The following is a 20,372-nucleotide window of genomic DNA, read 5'->3' as shown; positions in this document are numbered from 1 at the left end:
ACTGCCGGTTTACCATCCTCTAAGCTCGAATAAAAGACCCTCCTGCCGAGCGAGGCAAAGATGCCGACTCCACAGCCCGAACCTGAGCGTTACACCGACCGTGAAGATGCCGGCCGTCAACTTGCCGCCGCGCTCCAGCCACGGTTGGCCGGTGTCCGGCCGCTGATTCTTGCGCTGCCGCGGGGCGGTGTTCCGGTTGCGGGAGTGATCGCGGACGCCTTTGGCGCCCCGCTCGACGTCGTTCTGGTCCGGAAGGTCGGCGTGCCCCAATATCCCGAGCTGGCGATGGGCGCCATCGCCTCGATCGGTGGCACCATCGAGACAGTGCGCAACGCGGAGGTCCTCGCCGGCGTTCGGGACGCCGAGACCGTCTTCAGCGCAGTCGCCGAACGCGAACGGGCGGAACTGCTCCGCCGCGAACAGTTGTACCGCCAGGACATGGGCCCCCTGCTCGTCGAGGGTGAGACGGTGGTGCTGGTGGATGACGGCGTGGCAACCGGAGCCACGATGCTCGCCGGTGTCGCCGCCCTCCGGAAGGCCGGTGTTGCGCGGATCATCGCGGCCGCTCCTGTTTTTCTGGGCTCCGGTGCGCAGGTTGTGAGCGAGCGAGTTGACGAGGTGGTCAGCCCCTGGCTGGCCCCGAACCTGCCGGCCGTGGGCAGCGCCTACGAAACCTTCGGGCAGGTCCCTGATGAAGAGGTCCGGCGGTTGTTGCACGAGGCGCGCGGGCGTAGTTTGGGACCATGATGGATCGCCCGGAGCGCGGATGAACCCCGACGACGGCGGCCTCACCCCGAGCAGCCCGCTCACCCGCTTCCGGCTGGCTCCCAACCCGGGGCCGATGAGCCTCGACGGCACCAACTCCTACGTTCTTTCCTCACCCGGTTCGCCGGCGGTGGTGGTGGTTGACCCGGGCCCGCTCGACGAGGAACACCTGGCCGCCCTGCACGCCGCGGGCACCGTGGAGCTGGTGCTGATCACCCACCACCACGCGGACCACACTGAGGCCAGTGCACGCTTCCATGAGCTGACCGGCGCTCCCGTGCGCGCCCTCGATCCGGCCTTCTGCCACGGCGGCGAGGCGCTCACCGACGGTGAGGTGATCGCGGCAGCCGGGGTGCGGATCAACGTCCTCGCGACACCGGGGCACACCGCCGATTCCGTGTGCTTTCACCTGCCCGACGACGGCCCGCACGGTTCCGTGCTCACCGGCGACACCATCCTTGGCCGCGGCACCACGGTGCTCAGCTACCCGGACGGGACGCTGGGTGATTACCTCCGTTCGATGGACCTCCTTCAGTCGCTGGACAGCGCAACGGTCCTGCCCGCGCACGGACCGGTGCTGCCGGACCTCGCGGAGATCGCCGGCGCGTACCGCGCACACCGCCTGGACCGGCTCGACCAGGTGCGTGCAGCGCTCCTGACGCTGGGCCTCTCAGCCTCGACCGCCGACGTCGTCTCCGTCACCGACCGCGTATATGCCGACGTCGACCCTTCTGTGCGCCGGGCTGCTGAGCAGTCGGTGGCGGCGCAACTGCATTATCTGCGGGAAGAGGCGACCGGTGAGCGGTCACGAACGCAGCAGGCGTGAGGTCAGCCCGCAATCAGCCTGAATGCCGCGCCGGTGGGATCGGTAGCCGTGCAGACCCGGCCGTAGGGCGAGTCCTGCGGCTCCACGGTTACGGTGCCGCCGAGCTCAGCAACCCGGGCCGCGGCGTCGTCCGCGTCTGCCACTCCAAAGTAGACTCCCCAGGCTGACGGCGTGCCCTCCGGCAGGAAGGTGGCGCCGTCCATGATGCCGGCGTGCTGCTCGCCGTCCAGAAGCGCCGTGGTGTACCGAAAGTCCTCGGTGTCGGCTTCCGACTGGGGTTCCCACTGGAAGACGCGGGTGTAGAAGTCGATGCACTGGCGGTACTGACGGGTCACCAGTTCATGCCACACGGCAGCGCCCGGCTCACCGTGGACCCCGAAGCCGCGGAGTTTGTTGCCCTGCCACAGCCCGAAGGTTGCACCGGAGGGGTCGGCCAAATGGGCAACACTGCCCTGGTCCGAGACGGCGAACGGAGCCACCAGGACCTCGGCTCCTGACAGCGTGGCCAGTTCCGTGAGCACCGACACGTCAGCCGCCGCAAAATAGGTGACCCAGCCGTCCGGGAAGCCTGAGCCCTCCGAGTTGCCGATCAGCCCGCCGACGGCCCGGCCCTCCCGGAGGAACAGCGTGTAGTGCCCGTAGTCCGCGCCAAGGTCCTCGGCTTCCCACCCCAGCAGGGCGCTGTAGAAGCGCGCGGCACCGGCCGTGTCTGAACTGGTGAGGTCAATCCAGCAGGGCAGTCCGTCCCGAAAGCTCTCTCGGCTGGGCATCCTGTCTCCTTCCGGCGTTCCGGGTCGAAGCGAGCGTATCCCCCGGCGGTTGGACGCACAATGGCACACAATAAAACCATGGCTTTCCTGCTGCCCCGTGACACCGCCGTCGTCGCTCCCGGCGCCGTCCACGTCCCCGACTGGCTGAGCGTTGACCGCCAGCGCGAACTCGTCGCCGCCTGCCGGCAGTGGGCCGCGGGCCCGGTTCCTATGCGGCACACGAGGATGCCGAACGGATCCACCATGTCGGTGCAGACCGTCTGCCTCGGCTGGCACTGGGTGCCCTACCGCTACAGCAGAACAGCGGACGACGTCGGCGGCGGGCAGGTCGCTGAGTTCCCTTCGTGGCTGGCGGAGTTGGGACGGGACGCCGTCGAGGCCGCGTACGGCGCGCGCGATGAGAGCTACGAACCCGACGCCGCACTGATCAACTTCTACGACTCCTCGGCGAAGATGGGCATGCACCAGGACCGGGAGGAGAAGTCCCTTCAACCCGTGGTGTCGCTGAGCGTCGGGGACAGCTGTCTCTTCCGGTTCGGGAACACCGAGAGCCGGAACAGGCCCTGGACGGACGTGCGGCTGGAGTCGGGAGACCTGTTCGTGTTCGGCGATGAATCGCGGCTGGCGTACCACGGGGTGATGAAGACGTACCCCGGGACGGCCGACCCCGCCCTGGGCCTTGAAGGGCGGCTCAACATCACGTTGCGGGTCACGGGGCTGTGAACCTCGCCGCCGTCACGCCGCACGTTCGCAAAGCCGCCGGATCCACCCCCGGATCCTCGCAAAGCCGCCGGATCCACCCCCGGATCCTCGCAAAGCCGCCGGATAGGTGCAGGGTCGCCGCTTCTACCCGGCGATCCTGCACCTACCCGGCGCTTTTGCGTCTCGGCGCTTTTACGCAATCAGACCAGCAGGCCCCGCAGGTAGGCGGCCTGACCGGCATGCTGCAGGCAGTCCTCCACCACGCTGACCAGCCGGACCCGCAGGGTGACAGGCGGGTCCCAGGAGGTGTCCACGATCCGGTCCAGGTCGGTCTCGCTGAGCCCGTCAAGAAACTGCAGGGACCGTCCGTGGACCGCCCGGTGGTATTCAGCGAGCAGCCCGGCGGAGCCGACGCGGACCCTGCCGACGTCGTCGGACCCGTGACCGTAGCCGGTGTCCTCCCGCGGCAGATCGAGGCCGAACTTCTCAGCCCAGCCGTCGGTGAGCCAAAGCTCGCCGCGGCCGGCGGCGTCGGCCACGTGGTTGTCCTGCACCCGCGTGAGATGCCAGATCAGCCACGCGATGCTGTTGCCTGGGCTACCCGAGCCGTCGGCGAGGACCGGACGGTAGGCCAACTGGCCGGCGTCGAGCCCCTCCACCGCCTGTGACACAGCGTCGGGGATCCGCCCGAAGGCCTCGATAAACACGTCGCGTTCACTCATGCGCACAGCCTAGGCGCACGGCCCTCGCCGGCGCGAGGGAGGGGTACCGGAGCGATCGGTGCGCCTGGTCAGAGCAACCCGGACACGACGGCGAGGAAGCCGGAACTCGGTGAGCGGTATGTCGCTCACCGATGTCCAGGTTGCTCGCCCGAAACGCGCAGCCAGGCTTACAGGCGCACGGCCAAGGCTAGAGGTGCGGCTCCACGAGCGCCTCGTACCGCGCCTTGACGGTGGCCAGCACGTCCGCTGCCGGTGATTCCCAGATCTCCCGGTTGAAGATCTCCACCTCGACGGGCCCTGCATACCCGGTCGCGGCAACCCACCGGGTGATCGTCTCGAAGTCGATGTAGCCGTCCCCCATGTAGCCGCGGGAGAGCAGCGCGTCGGCGGCGATCGGCAGGTTCCAGTCGCACACCTGGTAGGACGCCAGACGGCCCTCGGTGCCGGCCCGCCGGATGGACGCCTCCAGCGCGGGATCCCACCACACATGGAACGTATCGACGACGACGCCGACAGTCTCCGCCGGAAACGGCGCGGCAAGATCGAGCGCCTGGCCCAGGGTGGAGAGCACGGCGCGGTCCGCCGCGTACATCGGGTGGAGAGGCTCCAGCACCAGGCGGACGTCGTGCTCCTGCGCCACCGGAATCAGTTCCGAAATCCGATCCGCAACCCGGTGACGCGCCGCGGCGACATCCTTTGCACCGGGAGCGGACGGGTCGACGGCGGTGCCCCCGATGAGCCCGGCAGCGGCCGGTAACCCGCCCACCACCATGATCAGCTCGCGGGTGCCCAGCGTGGCCGCTTCGACGATCGCCTGGGTGTTGTCGGCGAGCGCTGCCGCCTGGCCCGCTTCATCGGGGGCGGTGAGGAAGCCGCCGCGGCACAGGCTGGAAACGGAAAGTCCGGCGTCGGACACGAGCCGCACGGCCTTGTCCAGGCCGGCTTCGGCAACGCGGTCCCGCCAGAGCCCGATGTGCGTGAGCCCTGCCTCGGCGGACAGCGTGACCGCGTCCGCCAGGGTGATGTTCTTGGTGGTCGCTGTGTTCAGCGAGAGGCGGCTCATGCGCCCACCCCGTAGCTCGCGAGCAGCCATTCGAACCGGTGCGCGGCGACGTCCGGATCGGCCAGCAGCCCGGCCTTGTCGGCGAGGCGGAAGGTCTCGGCCAGATGCAGTGCAGAGCGGCCGGAGTGCAGGCCGCCGACCATCTGGAACCCGGGCTGGTGCGCGTTGACCCAGGACAGGAAGGCGACGCCGGTCTTGTAATAGAAGGTCGGCGAGCTGAAGATGTGCTTGCCGAGTTCCCGCGTGGAGTCGAGAATTTCCCGCCCGCGGTGAGCTTCGCCGTCGTCGTAGGCCTGCAGGGCAGCCGAGGCGGCAGGGTAGATCGCCGCGAAGATTCCCAGCAGGGCGTCCGAGTAGTGCGTGCCGTCGCCGTGGATGAGTTCCGGGTAGTTGAAGTCGTCGCCGGTGTAGAGGCGGACGCTCCCGGGGAGGGCTGCGCGCAGGGCCGTCTCGTGGGAAGCGTCCAGCAGGGACACTTTCACGCCGTCCACCTTCTCCGGCTGCGCCCGAATGAGCTCCAGGAAGATCTCCGTCGCGGCGGAAACGTCGTTGTTGCCCCAGTATCCGTTGAGGGCGGGATCGAACATGGTGCCGAGCCAGTGCAGAATGACGGGCTCGTCGGCCTCGGCCAGCAGGATCCCGTACATGTACTGGTAGTCGGCCGGGCTCTGCGCGACTGCAGCGAGCGCACGGGAAGCCATGAGGATGACCTTTGCGCCGGCGTCGGACACCACTTTGATCTGCTCACGGTATGCCTCGACGACGGCGTTCAGCCCCGCCCTGCCGGAGGGCAGGTTCGCCAGGTCCAGCTGGTCGGTGCCGGCACCGCAGGCAAGCAGGTCGCGGACGGTCTTGCCGCGGGTCGCGTCCGCATTGGAACCGACGACGGCGGCCGCCTCCGCCCCGGAGCGCCGGATCAGTTCCTGCGTGGCCGGCCAGTCCAGGCCCATGCCGCGCTGGGCGGTGTCCATGGCGTCGGCGACGCCGAGCCCGTAGGACCACAGCTCCCGGCGGTAGGCGAGCGTGGTGTCCCAGTCGAGGACGGCAGGCGCACCGGGCGTATTGTCAGCGGTGACCTCGGGGATCACATGCGCAGCGGCGTACGCGTGCCGGGCGGTGAGCGGCGCCGTCGGCCTGGCCCATTCAACGGCGGGAGCCAGCTCGTAGCGCTCCAGCGAACCGGTGGCGGTGGGGAGGTAGAGCGAGGTCATAGCGTGATCTCCGGGATGTCGAGGGTGCGGCGCTCGGCGGAGGACTGCAGGCCGAGCTCGGCGAGCTGGACCCCGCGGGCCGCCGACAGCAGACCGAAGCGGTGCTCGCGGCCGGCCGAGACGTCGCGGAGGAACTCCTCCCACTGCAGCTTGAAGCCGTTGTCCAGTTCGGCGTTGGCGGGGACTTCCTGCCACTGGTCGCGGAAGGACTCGGTGACGGGCAGGTCCGGGTTCCACACCGGCTTGGGGGTGTGCGCGCGCTGTTGGGCAACGCACTTGTTCAGGCCGGCGACCGCCGAGCCGTGCGTTCCGTCGATCTGGAACTCGACGAGCTCGTCGCGGTAGACCCGGACGGCCCAGGAGGAGTTGATCTGCGCCAGCACGGGATCGCCGGCGGGTGTCTCCAATTCGAAGATGCCGTACGCGGCGTCGTCGGCCGTTGCCTTGTATTCCTTGCCCTGCTCATCCCAGCGGGCAGGGATGTGCGTGACGGTGTTGGCGTTGACAGTCTTGACGGTGCCGATGATGCCCTCGAGCACGTAGTTCCAGTGGCAGAACATGTCCGTGGTCATGCCGCCGCCGTCTTCCTTGCGGTAGTTCCAGGAGGGGCGCTGGGCGGGCTGGTGGTCGCCCTCGAAGACCCAGTAGCCGAATTCACCGCGCAGCGAGAGGATCCGGCCGAAGAAGCCCTCATCCACGAGGCGGCGCAGCTTCACGAGGCCGGGCAGGTACAGCTTGTCGTGGACAACGCCGGCGGTGATGCCGGCCTCCTGTGCGATGCGGGCCAGCTCGACGGCCTCGGCGAGGGTCTCCGCCGTCGGCTTCTCGGTGTAGATGTGCTTGCCGGCGGCCATGGCCTTCTTCAGGGTGGCGGCGCGCAGCGAGGTCATGGAGGCATCGAAGACGACGTCGACGGTGGGGTCGTTGATGATTCCGTCGAGATCCGTGGTCCAGTGCTCAACCTTGTGCTGCTGGGCAAGGTCACGGATTTTCGCTTCATTGCGACCCACGAGGATCGGCTCAACCTGCACCTTGGATCCGTCAGCGAGGGTGATGCCGCCCTGGTCCCGGATGGGCAGGATGGACCGCAGCAGGTGCTGGCGGTAGCCCATGCGGCCGGTGATGCCATTCATCGCGATGCGGATGGTCTTGGTCTCTGTCACGTGTACTCCTGTTGGCCGTTCGAGTTTTTGTCGCCTATCTGCTGCTTAGCGGCTCTGTTAACAGCAGATAGGGGACAAAAACTTCAAATGTGTATGGAAAGCGCTTTCCAATATAGAGTGGTGACCGGGACCACGTCAACCCCCTCCGGCGTGCGACTGACAACCCGGAACAACCGACCGAAGGAGCCAGGTGGCCGCTGTAACCCTGTCCGGCGTAGCCCGCCATGCGGGCGTTTCCCTCGCCACGGCATCCCGGGTCCTGAACGGCTCGTCGCGGCGCCCGGCCGAGGACATCGCAGAGCGCGTACGCGCCGCCGCGCTGGAACTGGGCTACGTTCCCAACGCCCAGGCCCAGGCACTTGCCCGCTCCTCCACAGGCCTCGTCGGACTGGTTGTCCACGACATCTCGGACCCCTACTTCTCCTCGATCGCGCGGGGTGTCCAGCACGCTGCCCGGAACTACCGCCGCCAGGTGCTGCTGGCCAGCACCGACCCGTCCGAAAGCGCCGAGCACGACGCCGTCAGCGCCTTTGCCTCCCACCGCACCGACGCGATCATCCTTGCCGGTTCCCGCCGGGCAAAGCCCGATCCGGACCTGGAACAGGAGCTCGCCCGATACCAGCAAAACGGCGGGCGCGTGGTGACCATCGGCGGCTCCCCCGGATCCGGATTGACGGTACCGGTGGGCAATGCGGACGGCGCCGCCGCCCTCGTCACCCGGCTCGTCTCCCTCGGAATCAGGCGTTTCGCCATTCTCGCCGGGCCGCCCGAGCTGAACACCGCGCGGGACCGCGTCAAAGGATTCACCTCCGCACTGGAAGCTGCGGGACTGGAGCCGGCCGCCGTCGTCGTCAGCGCTTTCAACCGCGAGGGCGGTTTCGACGCTGCCCAGCGCTGCTGGGAGGAGCTCCAGGGCGAGCACGGGGTCTGCCTGCTCGCGGTGAATGACGTCATGGCGATCGGCGCCATCGCCGGCCTGCGGGCACTCGGGGTATCGGTGCCGGCGGACGCCCTCGTCACCGGCTTCGACGACATCCCCACGCTGCGCGACTACTTCCCTTCGCTCACCACTGTCCATCTGCCGCTCGAACAGTTGGGCGAGGAGGCCGCAAACCTGGCCCTGAACCCCGATCAGGCGCAGCCGGACCCCATCCCCGGTGAAGTCATCATCCGCGAATCGGCAGGAGCCTAGAACAGCATGAGAATTCTCATTGCACCGGACAAATTCAAGGGAACCCTCACGGGCGCGGAGGCCGCCAAGGCGATGGCCGCCGGCATCCGCCGGGTCCTGCCCGATGCCGAAATCTCCGTGCAGCCCATCGCCGACGGGGGCGAGGGAACACTGGAGGCCGTGCTCGCGGCAGGCGGAGAACGGCGGGAAACGCGGGTCCGGGGTCCACTCAAGGACGCGGTGACGGCTCCGTGGGCGCTGACAGGCACCACTGCCGTGATTGAGACCGCCCGTGCCAGCGGCCTGGAATTCATCACCCCGACTTCTGAGGCGGCGGGAAACGCACACTGCTACGGCAGCGGCGAACTACTCGCGGCCGCGCTTGACGCTGGCGCCTCGGAGATCGTGCTCGGCGTGGGCGGGTCAGCGATGAGCGACGGCGGCTCCGGGGCGCTCCGCGCCCTCGGCGCACGGGTACTGGACGACGACGGCGCGGAACTCCCATTGGGCGGGCTCGCACTGGCGCGGGCGTCGTCGCTCGACCTCTCGGGGCTGGACTCTCGTCTCGAGGGCGTCCAGCTGCGCATCGCGGTTGACGTACAGAACCCGCTCTGCGGCCCGGACGGCGCCGCGCACATCTTCGGTGCCCAGAAGGGCGCCGACGCCCCACTCCGCAACGCCCTCGATGCCGCGCTCTCCCGGTGGGCGCAGGTTCTGCTGGACGCGACCGGCGTTGATGTCCAGCAGCCCGGCGCGGGAGCCGCCGGCGGATTCCCCGCGGCGTTCCTCGCCTGCACCAGGGCGTCCCTGGAGCCGGGCTTCGATCTGGTTGCCGGCCTGACAGGGCTGGACCGGAAGCTCGCAGAGACCGATTTGGTATTTACCGGCGAGGGTTCGCTGGACGCGCAATCGGCCTTCGGGAAGGCTCCGCTGGGACTGGCGGAGCGAGCCCGCAACCTGGGCCTCCCCGTCCTCGCCGTGGCAGGCCGCATTACCCTGTCGGACAGCGAGCTGAGCGCCCACGGCGTGGTCGGCGCCCGCAGCCTGGCCGACACTGCGCCCTCCGTTTCAGCCGCTATGACGGACGCCTGGCGCTATGCCGCCGACGCCGCGGAGACCGTCCTGAAGGCCCATCTCTCGACCCACTAGGGGGTTGACAGCTACCAATCCGGGATTGCACGGTTGATTCCACGTGAATAATAAGTAAGCTGATCATTAGATGGATATACAGCTAACAGGGAAGGCTACATCGCATGCCCGATCTTTCAGCTTGGTCCACAGGGCGACTCCTCACCACGGCGGCCCGCCTGGTGGAGCAATCATGGAATCAGCGTCTTGCCGAGCTCGACATCACCCATGCCGGGTTTACGGCGCTCGGAGTGCTGGCATCAGTCGGCCCGCTCCGGCAGGCTCAGCTCGCCGAGCTGGTGCATGTGCAGGCGCAGACCATCGGAAAAACCCTCAGCCGGCTTGAGTCCAGGGGATACATCGAGCGGACGCGGGGCGACGACGACCGGCGGAGCCAGACAGTACGAATCACGGACAAGGGCCGTGCAATCCTCGAGCTGGGGCGCGACATAGAACGGACCCTTGTCTCGGACGAGGCACTGCTCTCCCCCGAACTGCGCGATCACCTCCGCGCAGCTATCGAGGAGCTGGCAGAACCTCACCGCCACGTCCGCGGCCGGCCGGACCTGCATGCCGTGCAGGACCGAGGCAGCGAGGGGTAACAGCCCACCTCACCTCCCCATCACGCGCTGAAGACAATTCGGTGCTGATTTCCTTTCCGGCAACCGCCGCGCGACAAAACCTTTCCCGGGGTTTATCATCATGGGAGGAACTCGCGGGGCGCGGGATCCGCGAGACCCGGGGGTCAAAATAAAATGAAGCGGCGGCGGGTCCATTATCCGTTGAAATACCGGCGTGCCCGGACAGTGACGTACGCCGTCGTACTGTTCTGGTTGTGGACGTGGCTGGGCAGCGCTTCATTTCTTGCCGGCCTGTTCCACTCTCCGCTGCATGCCATCGTCGCCATGTACGCGCTCTTCACGTTCGTTCTGCTCTCCTTCCCTGTTTTCCTGCTGGCCCTTGCGCAGATGGCGCTGAACCGGCCCACGCCCATGCCGACTTCCGCCGTCGTTGTACGGCTTGATGCACACACCCAAACGGGCGTCCGCCCACTCCGTGCCACACGAAACGCGTCCTGATTTATTTCGCTTTATTCAGCGCGCTAGTTTCTCCAGGCAATTGGATTTGCAGCGGATTTCGAAATCATAACTTTCCTGTGCTGATCTTGCGGAAAAACTGAGCTTCCTTGGGTAATCCTTTGTGAATTGCCGGCGATTTACCGGTGATTGATAAACCTATACTTGATGCGGGGCTTTTGAGGGTCGTAGGTTTTGGCGGCCCGGCGCCGCGGTCGGGGACACGGCGGCGCCAGCCCCACCCCACTCGCACCATCAAGGACCAACATGCTCTTATTCCAGCGTTCTACCGCTGCGCTTACCGGCGTTTTTCTTCTGGCTGCCAGCCTCTCCACCGGGGTGAATCCCGCCTCCGCGCAGGAGGTCCAGCCGACGACGGTTGCAACCCAGGAATCGACCGCTACTGCGGAACCGAGTGAGGCTGCTACTCCCGCACCGGCGGAAGAGGCTCCTGTCACGGCGACCGCCGTCGAGCCGGCCCCGTCCGAGGACGTGCACGCAGAGGAAACGCATGCAGCGGAGGCGCCGGCGGGGCTCGAAGAGCTTTTCCCGGGCGGCATTCCGAACCACCCGGACCATACCTATGAAGGCCGGACGTCGACTGACGGCCGCAGCCTGGATTCGACGACGGAGGGTGCAGCGATGTCGCCGCTCGGCGCCGGCGGCACGCTTTCCCGCGCGGGCGATATCAAGGTCAGGCTGGTCACCCTGGATCTTGCGGACAGCACCGCAACCGTGCCCATGACCGTTGCCGAGAATGCGATCGGGGTCTCCTCCACCTACTGGAAGAGCATGTCCAACGGACGGCTTTCAATGTCGGTTGCTTCCAGGGTCACCAACTTCAAGACGGCTGCGAAGTCAACCGACACCTACGACCAGATCATGAACAAGGTCACTGCGGAGCTGAAGTGGTCCTACAGCCCGTATACCGCACTGGTCGTTTTCACTCCCAAGGCCCTCAAAGAGGGATACCTGGGTTACGGCTGGAGCAGCAGCGGCACGAGCGGCCGCATCCTGATGCCGTACACCTCGGAACTGGCCAACTTCACCACCAACGTTGTAACCCACGAGTTCGGCCACGTACTGGGCCTGATGCACTCAGACTCACTGGAGTGCGCAAGCGGTCAGCCGGATACCGCGAGTTTCTCCGGTACAGGTTGCTCAATACGCCACTACGGTGACACGTCCGACCTCATGGGCATCTCCCGCTGGTTCGACACTCCGGCAATCAGCTCGAGCTTCTGGGACTACGGCGGGTTTGGCCGGGGCGACGAAATCCTCAATGTCGGCGTTGCGTCCGGCAGCAAGACCTACACCCTCAGGCCCTGGGCCGGCACCGCCTCCAACCGGGCGGTGAAGTTCACGGATCCGCGCAGCAATGAGGTCTACTATCTGGAACTGCGCGTCCCCGTCGGTTTTGACCGGAATACCGCAACCAACGGCAACCGCGGTGTGAAGGTAGTGCAGAGCGGCGGGCTTACAACGGCCTCGTCCTTGCTCCTGATGCCCTCGAGCAAGCCCTACTCGGGCTACTACGCAACCAACACGGCCTGGCAGGCCGGCAGTACGTTCATGACCCACGCCGGAACCGCTGTCCGGATCAACTCGGTCTCCGACTCAGCTGCCTCCGTCACGATCGACACCAATCCGTTCCCGGCGTCTTCGCTTTCGGATATGAACAGCGATGGAGTTCCGGATGTGGTGGCACGTGATGCGAGCGGCCAGTTGTGGCTGTATCCGACGACGTCCACCGGCGCCCTGGGTACCCGGACGCTCATCGGTTCCGGTTGGGGTGGGATGACTTCCATCGTCCTGCCCGGTGACTTCAACGGTGACGGCTTCGCTGACATCCTCGCCCGTGACAGCGGCGGGCGCCTGTGGCTCTACGCCGGAACAGGCACCGGTACCGTCCGGTCCGGCGTGCAGATCGGATCCGGCTGGAAGGGCATGACCGAACTGATCACCCCCGGCGACTTCGACGGCGACCGCAATGTGGACGTCCTCGCCCGCGACGGCGCAGGAGCACTCTTCCTCTACTCGGGGAACGGCGCCGGCGGCTGGAAGTCCAGCTCACAGCCGGGATCCGGGTGGCAGGTCATGACCGCGATCCTCAGTCCCGGCGATTTCGACGGCGACCGCAAGTCGGACATCATTGCGCGGGACAGTGCCGGCAATCTCTACCTCTACGCAGGCAACGGCACCGGCGGATTCGCTCCGCGGCGCCAGATCGGTACCGGATGGAACGTGATGAGCGCGATCGTCGGATCCGGTGACTACAACGGAGACGGCAAGGTGGACCTGCTGGCCCGTGACAGCGGCGGGGCACTGTGGCTCTACAAGGGCAATGGCACCGGCGGATTCGCGGGCAAGGTCGCAGCGGGCTCCGGGTGGAACAACCTGCTGATCGCCTCCGTGACGGTCCAGGCCGCAGCCGAGGCTCCGGTGGAAACGGCGCCGGTTGAGCCTGAGCCTGTTGCTCCGCAGCCGACGGAACGCAATGGACGCACGGACATGAACGGTGACGGGTACCCGGATATTGTTGCGCGGGACTCCACGGGTGGCCTCTGGCTATACCCGAGCACTGCCACCGGAACCTTCGGACGTAAGGTGCAGCTGGGATCCGGATGGGGCGGAATGAACATGATCCTGCTGCCGGGCGACTTCAACGGCGACGGCATTTCCGACATCCTGGCCAGGGACAGCGGCGGCCGCCTCTGGCTCTACACGGGTACGGGCACCGGCACCGTCAAAGCTGGCGTACAGATCGGAAACGGCTGGGGCATCATGACCGCGCTGGTCACACCCGGTGATTTCGACGGCGACGGCCACCCTGACCTTTTGGCCCGCACGGGTGATGGAGCCCTCTACATCTATCCCGGCAATGGCAAGGGCGGTTGGGGTAGCAAAGCACAAATCGGAAACGGCTGGGGCGGGATGACTGCCTTGCTGAGCACCGGTGATTTCAACAGTGATGGAACCTCCGATCTCCTGGCCCGGAACTCGGAGGGTGCGCTCTACCTGTACGCAGGGAACGGCAAGGGCGGATTCCTCGGTAGGTCGCAGCCGGGCGCGGGGTGGAATTCCATGACTGGATTCGTCGGGCCCGGCCCTTGGGGAGCAGATTCCAACGCCGACCTGATCGCACGGAACAGCAAGGGTGACCTGGTCCTGTACAGCGGCGACGGCGCCGGACGCTTCAGCGGCGCCCAGCAGATTGGCCAGGGCTGGCAGGGAATGTACCTGGCTGAGTAGCGAAAGTCATTCCGTTCAGAAAGGCCGCCGGTATCGCTCCAGAACGGAGCCGGCGGCCTTTCTGTTTGCCCAGTCGTTACCGCTGATCTGCCGGCAACTCCGGCTCCGTACGGAAGTTGATCAGCTTGTGCGTGCCGTCGCAGTAGGGCTTGATCGTGGAGGCGCCGCATCGGCACAACGCCACAGTCTTTCGCCGTCGGGGCACGGATTCACCGGCCGGGGTGACAATCGGCACCTCGCCCCTCACCAGCAGGGGTCCGTCGGGGCACGCCACGATACTGACGTCGTGGTTCCTGGATGATTCGGTGGGTGAAGTCATGGTGCCTCCTCGGTTGTACCCTCGCGCCCTAGCCGTGTCTCGCTCCAAATACTAAGCTGGCTGTTCACGCAGGGCCCGGCGGATCGGTCGGACAGGCTGGGAGTTTTCGTTGCGGTCTTGTGATCATATGCTAAGCATGCTTATTGTGTAGAAGCGATGACTTACTTCCCAGAAGTCCTCCACATCAATAAAGGAGTCATTATGAGCACACAGAACTGGTCAGAAGACCCGCTGGTAACTTCGACGCCCGGCACGCAGACCCCCTCGTCCTCGGGACAGTCCACTACGTCTGCTGCAAAGGGTGAAGCCAAGGATGTAGGGCGGCAGGGCGTAGACGCGGCCAAGGGCGTTGCACACACCGCAGGTTCCGAAGCGAAGAATGTAGCGAATGAAGCCGGAACGCAGGCCAGGAACCTGCTGGACGAAGCCGGAGCCACCCTGAAAAGCCAGGCCGGCACCCAGCAGCAGCGGGTGACCGACGGCCTGCGCTCCATCAGCGACGAGCTGAATTCCATGGCGCAGAACGCTGAGGGCGGCACCGCCCAGCAGCTCGTACAGCAGGTGGCGCAGCGTACCGGCAGCGCCGCATCCTGGCTCGACGGCCGGGATCCGGGATCGCTGCTGGACGAGGTGACAAGTTTCGCCCGCCGCCGTCCCGGAACATTCCTGCTGATCGCCGCGGGTGCGGGCCTGCTCGCCGGACGGATGACGCGCGGCCTGGCCGGTGGCCAGGACTCGAACGGCTCACCATCGACCGGCACCCCCTCCGGGTCAGCCGCCCATGGACAGCACGTCGCAACCTACCCGCCGGTCCCGGATGAGTTCGGAACCGACGTGCCCGCCTATGGCGCTGGCATCGACTCACCTCCGACGGCACCGCCGACAACGACGCCGGCCGTCACCCCCACCACCCCCCTCAGCCAGCCTGGGGTTACCGGAACTGAGACAGGGAGGGACTTCCGCTAATGACTGACCAACATCTCCACGGATCACATGCGGCCCAGCCGCCGCCGAACCCGGACAACGATCGCAGCTCCAACGCATCTCTCGGAGACCTCCTCGGCGAAGTGACGCGTGACCTATCGACGCTGATGCGCCAGGAACTTGAGCTGGCCAAGGCCGAGCTGCGCGAGTCAGGAACCCGAGCCGGCAAGGGCGCGGGAATGTTCGGCGGCGCCGCCGTCGCCGGGCACTTTGTACTTCTCTTCCTCTCGCTGGCCCTGATGTGGGGTCTGGCCGAGCTTGTGGGCCTCGGTTGGGCGTCCGTGATCGTTGCCGTGATCTGGGGCATCATCGCCGCCGTTCTCGCACTGACCGGCAAGAAGGAAATGAAGTCGATCAAGGGCATGCCGCAGACCGCTGAGACAGTCAAGGAAATTCCGCCTACGTTGAAACCAGGAGAGCACACGCCATGAACCAGACACCTGATCAGATCCGCGCGGATATCGAACGCACCCGCCGGGAGCTGGGTACTGATGTAGACGCCGTCGCCGACAAGGTGAGCCCGTCAAACATCGCCCACCGGCAGACCGACAAGGTCAAGAACGCTCTTGGCAACGTCAAGGACAGCGTGATGGGTTCTGCACACGACGTCGGCCATTCAGCCAGCGGCGGCACCCATGATGCTACCCAGTCGGTGAAGGGCGCAGCACATAACGCCGGCGATGCACTTCACGACGCACCGCAGCGGGTCACCGCGAAAACCCAGGGAAACCCGCTCGCCGCAGGCCTGATCGCGTTCGGCGCGGGCCTCCTTGTCTCGTCACTCATTCCGGCGAGCCAGAAGGAGAGAGAGGCCGCTCAGGCCGTCAAGGAGAAGGCTCAACCGCTGGTTTCCGAGGCGACCGACGCTGCCAAACAGGTTGCCGAGGACCTGAAGGAACCCGCGCAGCAGGCCATGGACTCCGTCAAGGCGACCGCCACTGATTCCGCGAACACCGTCAAGGAAGAGGGCACCAGCGCCGCAACGGACGTCAAGGACCGGGCGCAGGACGCCAAGTCCAACGTGCAGGGCAGCTCAAACACCCCGTAACCCTCACGTACCCGACAAAGCGCTGCCGCCGCACACTTATGTGCGGCGGCAGCGCTTTGTTGTCTAACGTCAGGCGTTCCGGTCCGGCTGGCCGGCGGTGTTGTTCTCGGCTTGCCGACGGGTGGGCAGAAGATCCTCGATCAGTTCCATCAGGAGCGGCCGCAGTTCCGGGGATGCGCGGTGCAGGTCCAGCATGAATTCGCGCTCGTGGCGCTCCGCTTCGGCAAGCCGCGTCCGGCCGAGCTGAGTGAGGCTCACACGGAAGGTGCGTCGGTCATATTCGCTGCTCTGGCGCAGCAGGAGTCCCTGCTGTTCGAGACGAACCAGTGTCCGCCCAACGGTTTGGGCAGTGACATGCAGATGCTCTGCCAGATCAACCTGCGACAGCGGGCCGTGCGCCTCGATCGAGCGCAATGTGATGAAGGAGGCGTGAGTGATGCCGATGGCGAGCAAGCGCTCATTCCAGGCGTTCTCTGTGAGGCGGGCCGCAGTGGTCAGCAGTCTTTCCGTGGTCCAGAGATCTGTGTCCGACATTTCCGCCTCTTTTATCGTGGTCCGGACTTCTTAATTCGCAGTCAACTCCCCCACGGATGGTTTTTCCTTCCTATCACTGTGTCACCCGCAGCGCTTACTGGACGACCGCAGCCCCGGGAACGCGCTGAATTGTGACTGAACTGCAAGGTCTTGTGGAGGTGCGTGGATCCTTCAGTGCCCGGGCGGCGCCTTCACCTGCGATCAGCTGCCCATAAGCCAACTCCAAGTCGAAGAGGCTCAATTTCCGTCGACTGGCTCGTCTTCCTCCGCGGAATCCCAGACCGTGGACGTACGGTGGCCAGGGTGCAGGTACGTGTGGTTTTCCGCAATGACCGTCTCGGTCCTGGGTGATGAAACTGTCCACGTGCCAGGACAGGTCTTGCACTTGATCGTTCCCATATCCGCCCCCAGATGAAGTGCCCGCTCCGATGCAGGTACTTCCACATTCGCCTTTGGGACAGGGGCCGTCAACCGTTTACTCAACTCGTGAGAGTTACTTGAGGATGCCTTGAAGTTACCTTTCAGTAACATGCGCACCGATGACAGGAAAGTGGACCTCCGTAGAGAGTTCGAGAACCCCTGCCCGGCCTTGAAAACGGTGGCTTCTCGCAGGTCGCGCGGGGTCTACCGACGGGATCGGAGGCCGTTGGAGCCGTCTGTGGTGGACTCGCGGGGCCGGATGGTGCGAGCGGTTGGGATGACTCAAACCTTTCTGAGCCCAGCGCAGGTGGACAAGCTGGTGGCCCTGTACGAGGCGGGCGCAACACTCGTGGAGTTGGGCGAGCGGTTCAGCATTCATCGCCGCACCGCGGCGGCGCACCTGCTCCGCCGGTCGGTCCCGATCCGCCGGCGCGGCCTTGATGAGTGTCACCTCGCCGAAGCGGTCGAGCTATACGACGGAGGCCTGACGCTGTTGGAGGTGGGGTTGCGGTTCGGGGTCAGCCAGCAGGCGGTGCGTCGTGCGCTTGAGGCCCAGGGAGTCGCGATCCGTCCGAGCGGCCGTCGTGTTCGAGCGACGGTGTGATGCGCCTCTTCAGTCGTTCTCCTGCGTGAGCACGTACGCCTGCTTAAAGGCGTCTTCGAGTTTCGGTCTCAGGTCGGAGAGGAATCGTCGACCGACCGCGTTGAGGGGTAAATGTTCACCGAGAAGCGCAAGGCGGGTGGCGATGATCTTGTGGCTGACGCCGCCCGGCATGGAGAGGTGAGTCTTCGCGTAGTCATCCACGGCCTTTGCGATTGTCGTGTTGTTCGCCAGTGCACCCGAGGGGATGCTCTTGTCCTGCTCGGCCAGGAACTCGTTGACTGTGTGCAGATACGTCGCACGATCCACGAGGTCTTCGATCGCTTTTCCTTTCGGCAGTTGGAAGACGTGACCCTTGGGCACTCCGGCTGCGACGAGCTGCTTCTTCTTGTCGTTGCCCGACTTATCTCCGTCCACGAGGAACGTGGTGATGAGCGCTACGGAGCTGATTGCCCGTGGGGCTGAGAGATTCGAGAGCCCGAACGCTACCTGGAAGTCCAGTTGCGATCCGTCTGTGGCGTTCCTGAGCAGTGTAGGGAGCAGGATCATCTCGCTTACTCCCTCCGCCAGCACGGCTCGCCGGAACGCCGAGAACGCAGCGGCTTCGGCGCCCATCGCGAACAGCAGGTGGGAGAAGCCGGGCTCCTCTTTCGTCCAGAAGTTGTTCTCAAGAGTGCTGATGGCTAGGTCGTCGGGCCGGCGCGCCACCACCCTGATGCCGGTTCCGAGGTCGAGTGGCAGGCAGCCGGGAGAATGCGTCGTGTAGATGACCTTGTGGACTTGCAGTTCTCGCGTCAGCACGCGCACGAGGTCGGCCTGGGCATCGTAGTGGAGGTTGCGTTCGGCCTCATCGATCATGAGGACGGGAGGGATCTCCAGGTCGGCGGCGATCAGGAAGCACACAAGGCCAAGGAACGTGCGCAACCCGTCACTTCGTTCGGCGATCGGAGTCACGGTGAAGTCCGGGCTGTCCAGCTCGTGGATGTTGACTTCGAGAATCCCACCTTGGTTCAGTGCGAGTTCAATCGTCAGCTTCGACTGAGTCCACATCGGTTCGAGACGTGAACTCAGTATCTCGTTCATGCGGCGTCCCAGCGTCCGCATCGTCGCAGGATCGCCGCTGGCTATGGCGCTCCATACTTCCTCGGCGGTAGTGCCTGCGACGGTCAGAAGGTTCCGAAGCGGGGCTGGTGGTTGTGAACGCACCGCTTCGTCACTCAGGTTGTATGACTCAGCCAGGTCACGGTCGTCGTCACTGAACAGAACGAACTTCGGGACCCTCGTGGCGAGTAGACCTCGCATGCTGTCGACCGGATCGGCAAGTTCACCTGCCTCAGCGGCCGCTTGGAGGAGCGGGATGGCCTTCTCCGCGTTCCGGCGAATCTTTGTGAGCTTTGCCGAACGCACATCGATCTGGCTGATCTGGTCGATCACCGCCTGAAGGCGGGTGAGCGCCTCTTGGCCGCGAGCAACCCGTTCCATATTCCAGTCCGAGTCATCCGGATCGACAGCCGCTTGGGCTTCACGGACGACAGCTTCGAGGTCGTCTACATCGTGTTCGTCAAGCAGGGCAACGGAGTCAGCGCGCGCGAGCTCGACCTTTGACAAGGCGTCGAAGGCGTTCGCGAACGGGAGGCGGTTCCGGCCAACTGTCGTGGAGAGTCCAGTGACGTGCCCGCCATCCTTGCGTCGGGAGAACCGGAACTGGGTTACCGTCTTGGCATCTATCGGTCCACTGGGGTCGATGTTGAGGCTGCGTAGAGCTTCGAGGTCGTCAGGGTCGAGCCTGTAGAGTGCGCGCACGACGAGGGCGCCCGAGTCTGGCCGCGTCCGGCGATTCTGCTCACGCAGAGACAGCGCAGGATCATCGCGATCGTCGTCCGTCAGCCACGCCAATCCTTGGAGGACGCTGCTCTTGCCGGACTCATTGGGGCCGATGAACGCGATCGTGTGACCGTCGACGTTGCACGAGGCCTGATCGAGGCGCTTGTAGCCGTTGAACTCGATGGTCGACAACCGCATCGGTGTCGCTCCTCTCGTTCACCTCGACACAAACTCATCGTGTCACGCGGCGAGCAGGGAGAGACGTCTGCCACGCCGCGGGCAAGCGTCGGCCCGAGGGAGGTGACCGCCCGAGGGTTACTCGTCGTGCCCCGTGAGGCGACTGTCACCGTCGGAGGACGGAGGTTCCCTGAAACGGCTTGACCGCCGGACGAGCAGGAATGCGGTGTCGGGCGATGGCTTCCTGGGTCCGGGCACGGATCAGGAGGATGAGGCTGACCGGTCCCATGATGATGAACTTCATCGCGTTCCACACCGCCCACAACACGACCAGATGCAGCCAGCCTGGGGCGCCGGCGGCGAGGGCGTTGGTGCAGATGCTCGCGATCAGCAGGTAGGGAACGGCGAGGAGCATCGTGGGGATGCCCCACTTCAAGTTGCGTCGGCGGCGGATCGCGTCGAGCAGCCGATTGGTCGGCATGTAGCGGCGCAGGTAGTAGCGGGTGTGGGCGCTGAGCGTCCAGATCATGCGGATCATGGCGGGCCTCTCGTCACACGTGTCTCTCCGTCGAGGAGGCAGTACGTGTATGAGCGCCCAAGCTGGGCCGTCCCGAAG

21 protein-coding genes are annotated in these 20,372 nt (G+C 65.7%); 12 read left to right on the top strand and 9 right to left on the bottom strand.

All coding sequences use genetic code 11. The features are described from left to right. Positions 1 to 60: 60 nt before the first annotated feature. Both BLS52_RS11610 and BLS52_RS11605 read left to right on the top strand, forming a co-directional pair. The gene (locus BLS52_RS11610) at positions 61 to 747 is read left to right on the top strand and encodes a phosphoribosyltransferase (protein ID WP_090586888.1); all 687 of its coding nucleotides are present in this window, start codon (positions 61 to 63) and stop codon (positions 745 to 747) included. A 19-nt stretch (positions 748 to 766) separates the two neighbouring features. Further along, entirely contained in the window at positions 767 to 1,591 is an 825-nt protein-coding gene (locus BLS52_RS11605) for an MBL fold metallo-hydrolase (protein ID WP_090586887.1), read from the top strand. Positions 1,592 to 1,593: 2 nt separating this feature from the next. On the opposite strand, the gene BLS52_RS11600 is transcribed toward BLS52_RS11605, so the two are convergent. Beyond that, positions 1,594 to 2,361, bottom strand: a complete 768-nt coding sequence (locus BLS52_RS11600) for a VOC family protein (RefSeq protein WP_090586885.1) — start codon at positions 2,359 to 2,361, stop codon at positions 1,594 to 1,596. A gap of 60 nt (positions 2,362 to 2,421) precedes the next feature. Here BLS52_RS11600 and BLS52_RS11595 point away from each other — a divergent pair, with 60 nt between their 5' ends. Next, positions 2,422 to 3,084 carry an alpha-ketoglutarate-dependent dioxygenase AlkB family protein gene (locus tag BLS52_RS11595; protein ID WP_245702831.1) on the top strand — a complete coding sequence of 221 codons (663 nt, stop codon included), beginning with the start codon at positions 2,422 to 2,424 and terminating at the stop codon, positions 3,082 to 3,084. Positions 3,085 to 3,263: 179 nt separating this feature from the next. Here BLS52_RS11595 and BLS52_RS11590 read toward each other — a convergent pair whose 3' ends face one another. The 4 genes from BLS52_RS11590 to BLS52_RS11575 all read right to left on the bottom strand — a co-directional run bounded on the left by BLS52_RS11590 (position 3,264) and on the right by BLS52_RS11575 (position 7,192). Then, entirely contained in the window at positions 3,264 to 3,785 is a 522-nt protein-coding gene (locus BLS52_RS11590; protein WP_090586882.1) for a mycothiol transferase, read from the bottom strand. Positions 3,786 to 3,972: 187 nt separating this feature from the next. After that, complete coding sequence (locus BLS52_RS11585) at positions 3,973 to 4,848, bottom strand: sugar phosphate isomerase/epimerase family protein (RefSeq protein WP_090586881.1); 876 nt, start codon at positions 4,846 to 4,848, stop codon at positions 3,973 to 3,975. After that, positions 4,845 to 6,059 carry a dihydrodipicolinate synthase family protein gene (locus BLS52_RS11580; RefSeq protein WP_090586879.1) on the bottom strand — a complete coding sequence of 405 codons (1,215 nt, stop codon included), beginning with the start codon at positions 6,057 to 6,059 and terminating at the stop codon, positions 4,845 to 4,847. The genes BLS52_RS11585 and BLS52_RS11580 overlap by 4 nt, the downstream gene beginning before the upstream one ends. Further along, positions 6,056 to 7,192 (bottom strand): Gfo/Idh/MocA family protein, encoded by a 1,137-nt coding sequence (locus tag BLS52_RS11575; protein ID WP_090587004.1) that lies wholly within the window; start codon positions 7,190 to 7,192, stop codon positions 6,056 to 6,058. The genes BLS52_RS11580 and BLS52_RS11575 overlap by 4 nt, the downstream gene beginning before the upstream one ends. Positions 7,193 to 7,412: 220 nt before the next feature. Here BLS52_RS11575 and BLS52_RS11570 point away from each other — a divergent pair, with 220 nt between their 5' ends. From BLS52_RS11570 to BLS52_RS11550, 5 genes are all read left to right on the top strand, one after another. Next, positions 7,413 to 8,414, top strand: coding sequence for a LacI family DNA-binding transcriptional regulator (locus BLS52_RS11570; protein WP_090586878.1), 1,002 nt, complete (start codon positions 7,413 to 7,415; stop codon positions 8,412 to 8,414). Positions 8,415 to 8,420: 6 nt separating this feature from the next. Continuing rightward, positions 8,421 to 9,542, top strand: coding sequence for a glycerate kinase (locus BLS52_RS11565; RefSeq protein ID WP_090586876.1), 1,122 nt, complete (start codon positions 8,421 to 8,423; stop codon positions 9,540 to 9,542). Between the two features lie 104 nt (positions 9,543 to 9,646). After that, the gene (locus tag BLS52_RS11560; RefSeq protein WP_051470664.1) at positions 9,647 to 10,123 is read left to right on the top strand and encodes a MarR family winged helix-turn-helix transcriptional regulator; all 477 of its coding nucleotides are present in this window, start codon (positions 9,647 to 9,649) and stop codon (positions 10,121 to 10,123) included. Positions 10,124 to 10,276: 153 nt separating this feature from the next. Then, a complete protein-coding gene (locus tag BLS52_RS11555) occupies positions 10,277 to 10,600 on the top strand; it encodes a hypothetical protein (RefSeq protein WP_139186261.1) in 324 nt (107 codons plus the stop codon). Between the two features lie 264 nt (positions 10,601 to 10,864). After that, positions 10,865 to 13,849: an FG-GAP-like repeat-containing protein gene (locus BLS52_RS11550; protein WP_090586873.1), complete on the top strand. Its 2,985-nt coding sequence runs from the start codon at positions 10,865 to 10,867 to the stop codon at positions 13,847 to 13,849. A 76-nt stretch (positions 13,850 to 13,925) separates the two neighbouring features. Here BLS52_RS11550 and BLS52_RS11545 read toward each other — a convergent pair whose 3' ends face one another. Further along, positions 13,926 to 14,168: a CDGSH iron-sulfur domain-containing protein gene (locus BLS52_RS11545; RefSeq protein ID WP_090586872.1), complete on the bottom strand. Its 243-nt coding sequence runs from the start codon at positions 14,166 to 14,168 to the stop codon at positions 13,926 to 13,928. 201 nt (positions 14,169 to 14,369) lie between these two features. Between BLS52_RS11545 and BLS52_RS11540 the strand changes: the two genes are divergently transcribed. Genes BLS52_RS11540 through BLS52_RS11530 form a run of 3 tightly spaced genes read left to right on the top strand, consistent with a single transcriptional unit; the run spans position 14,370 to position 16,200 of the window. Continuing rightward, entirely contained in the window at positions 14,370 to 15,134 is a 765-nt protein-coding gene (locus tag BLS52_RS11540; protein ID WP_090586870.1) for a hypothetical protein, read from the top strand. Continuing rightward, entirely contained in the window at positions 15,134 to 15,583 is a 450-nt protein-coding gene (locus BLS52_RS11535) for a phage holin family protein (RefSeq protein ID WP_026545103.1), read from the top strand. The genes BLS52_RS11540 and BLS52_RS11535 overlap by 1 nt, the downstream gene beginning before the upstream one ends. Continuing rightward, complete coding sequence (locus tag BLS52_RS11530; protein ID WP_090586868.1) at positions 15,580 to 16,200, top strand: DUF3618 domain-containing protein; 621 nt, start codon at positions 15,580 to 15,582, stop codon at positions 16,198 to 16,200. The genes BLS52_RS11535 and BLS52_RS11530 overlap by 4 nt, the downstream gene beginning before the upstream one ends. Before the next feature lie 69 nt (positions 16,201 to 16,269). On the opposite strand, the gene BLS52_RS11525 is transcribed toward BLS52_RS11530, so the two are convergent. Then, positions 16,270 to 16,734 carry a MarR family winged helix-turn-helix transcriptional regulator gene (locus BLS52_RS11525; RefSeq protein ID WP_090586866.1) on the bottom strand — a complete coding sequence of 155 codons (465 nt, stop codon included), beginning with the start codon at positions 16,732 to 16,734 and terminating at the stop codon, positions 16,270 to 16,272. A gap of 697 nt (positions 16,735 to 17,431) precedes the next feature. Here BLS52_RS11525 and BLS52_RS11520 point away from each other — a divergent pair. After that, positions 17,432 to 17,758 carry a helix-turn-helix domain-containing protein gene (locus tag BLS52_RS11520; protein ID WP_245702830.1) on the top strand — a complete coding sequence of 109 codons (327 nt, stop codon included), beginning with the start codon at positions 17,432 to 17,434 and terminating at the stop codon, positions 17,756 to 17,758. 9 nt (positions 17,759 to 17,767) lie between these two features. Here the strand turns inward: BLS52_RS11520 and BLS52_RS11515 are convergent, their stop codons facing one another. Both BLS52_RS11515 and BLS52_RS11510 read right to left on the bottom strand, forming a co-directional pair. Further along, a complete protein-coding gene (locus BLS52_RS11515) occupies positions 17,768 to 19,777 on the bottom strand; it encodes an AAA family ATPase (protein WP_090586865.1) in 2,010 nt (669 codons plus the stop codon). 145 nt (positions 19,778 to 19,922) lie between these two features. Then, complete coding sequence (locus tag BLS52_RS11510; protein ID WP_090586863.1) at positions 19,923 to 20,294, bottom strand: sulfate permease; 372 nt, start codon at positions 20,292 to 20,294, stop codon at positions 19,923 to 19,925. Positions 20,295 to 20,372: the final 78 nt, after the last annotated feature.

Origin of the sequence: Arthrobacter subterraneus (assembly GCF_900099735.1) — a bacterium.
Lineage (GTDB): Bacteria > Actinomycetota > Actinomycetes > Actinomycetales > Micrococcaceae > Arthrobacter_D > Arthrobacter_D subterraneus.
This window is presented reverse-complemented; position numbering and strand designations above follow the sequence as displayed.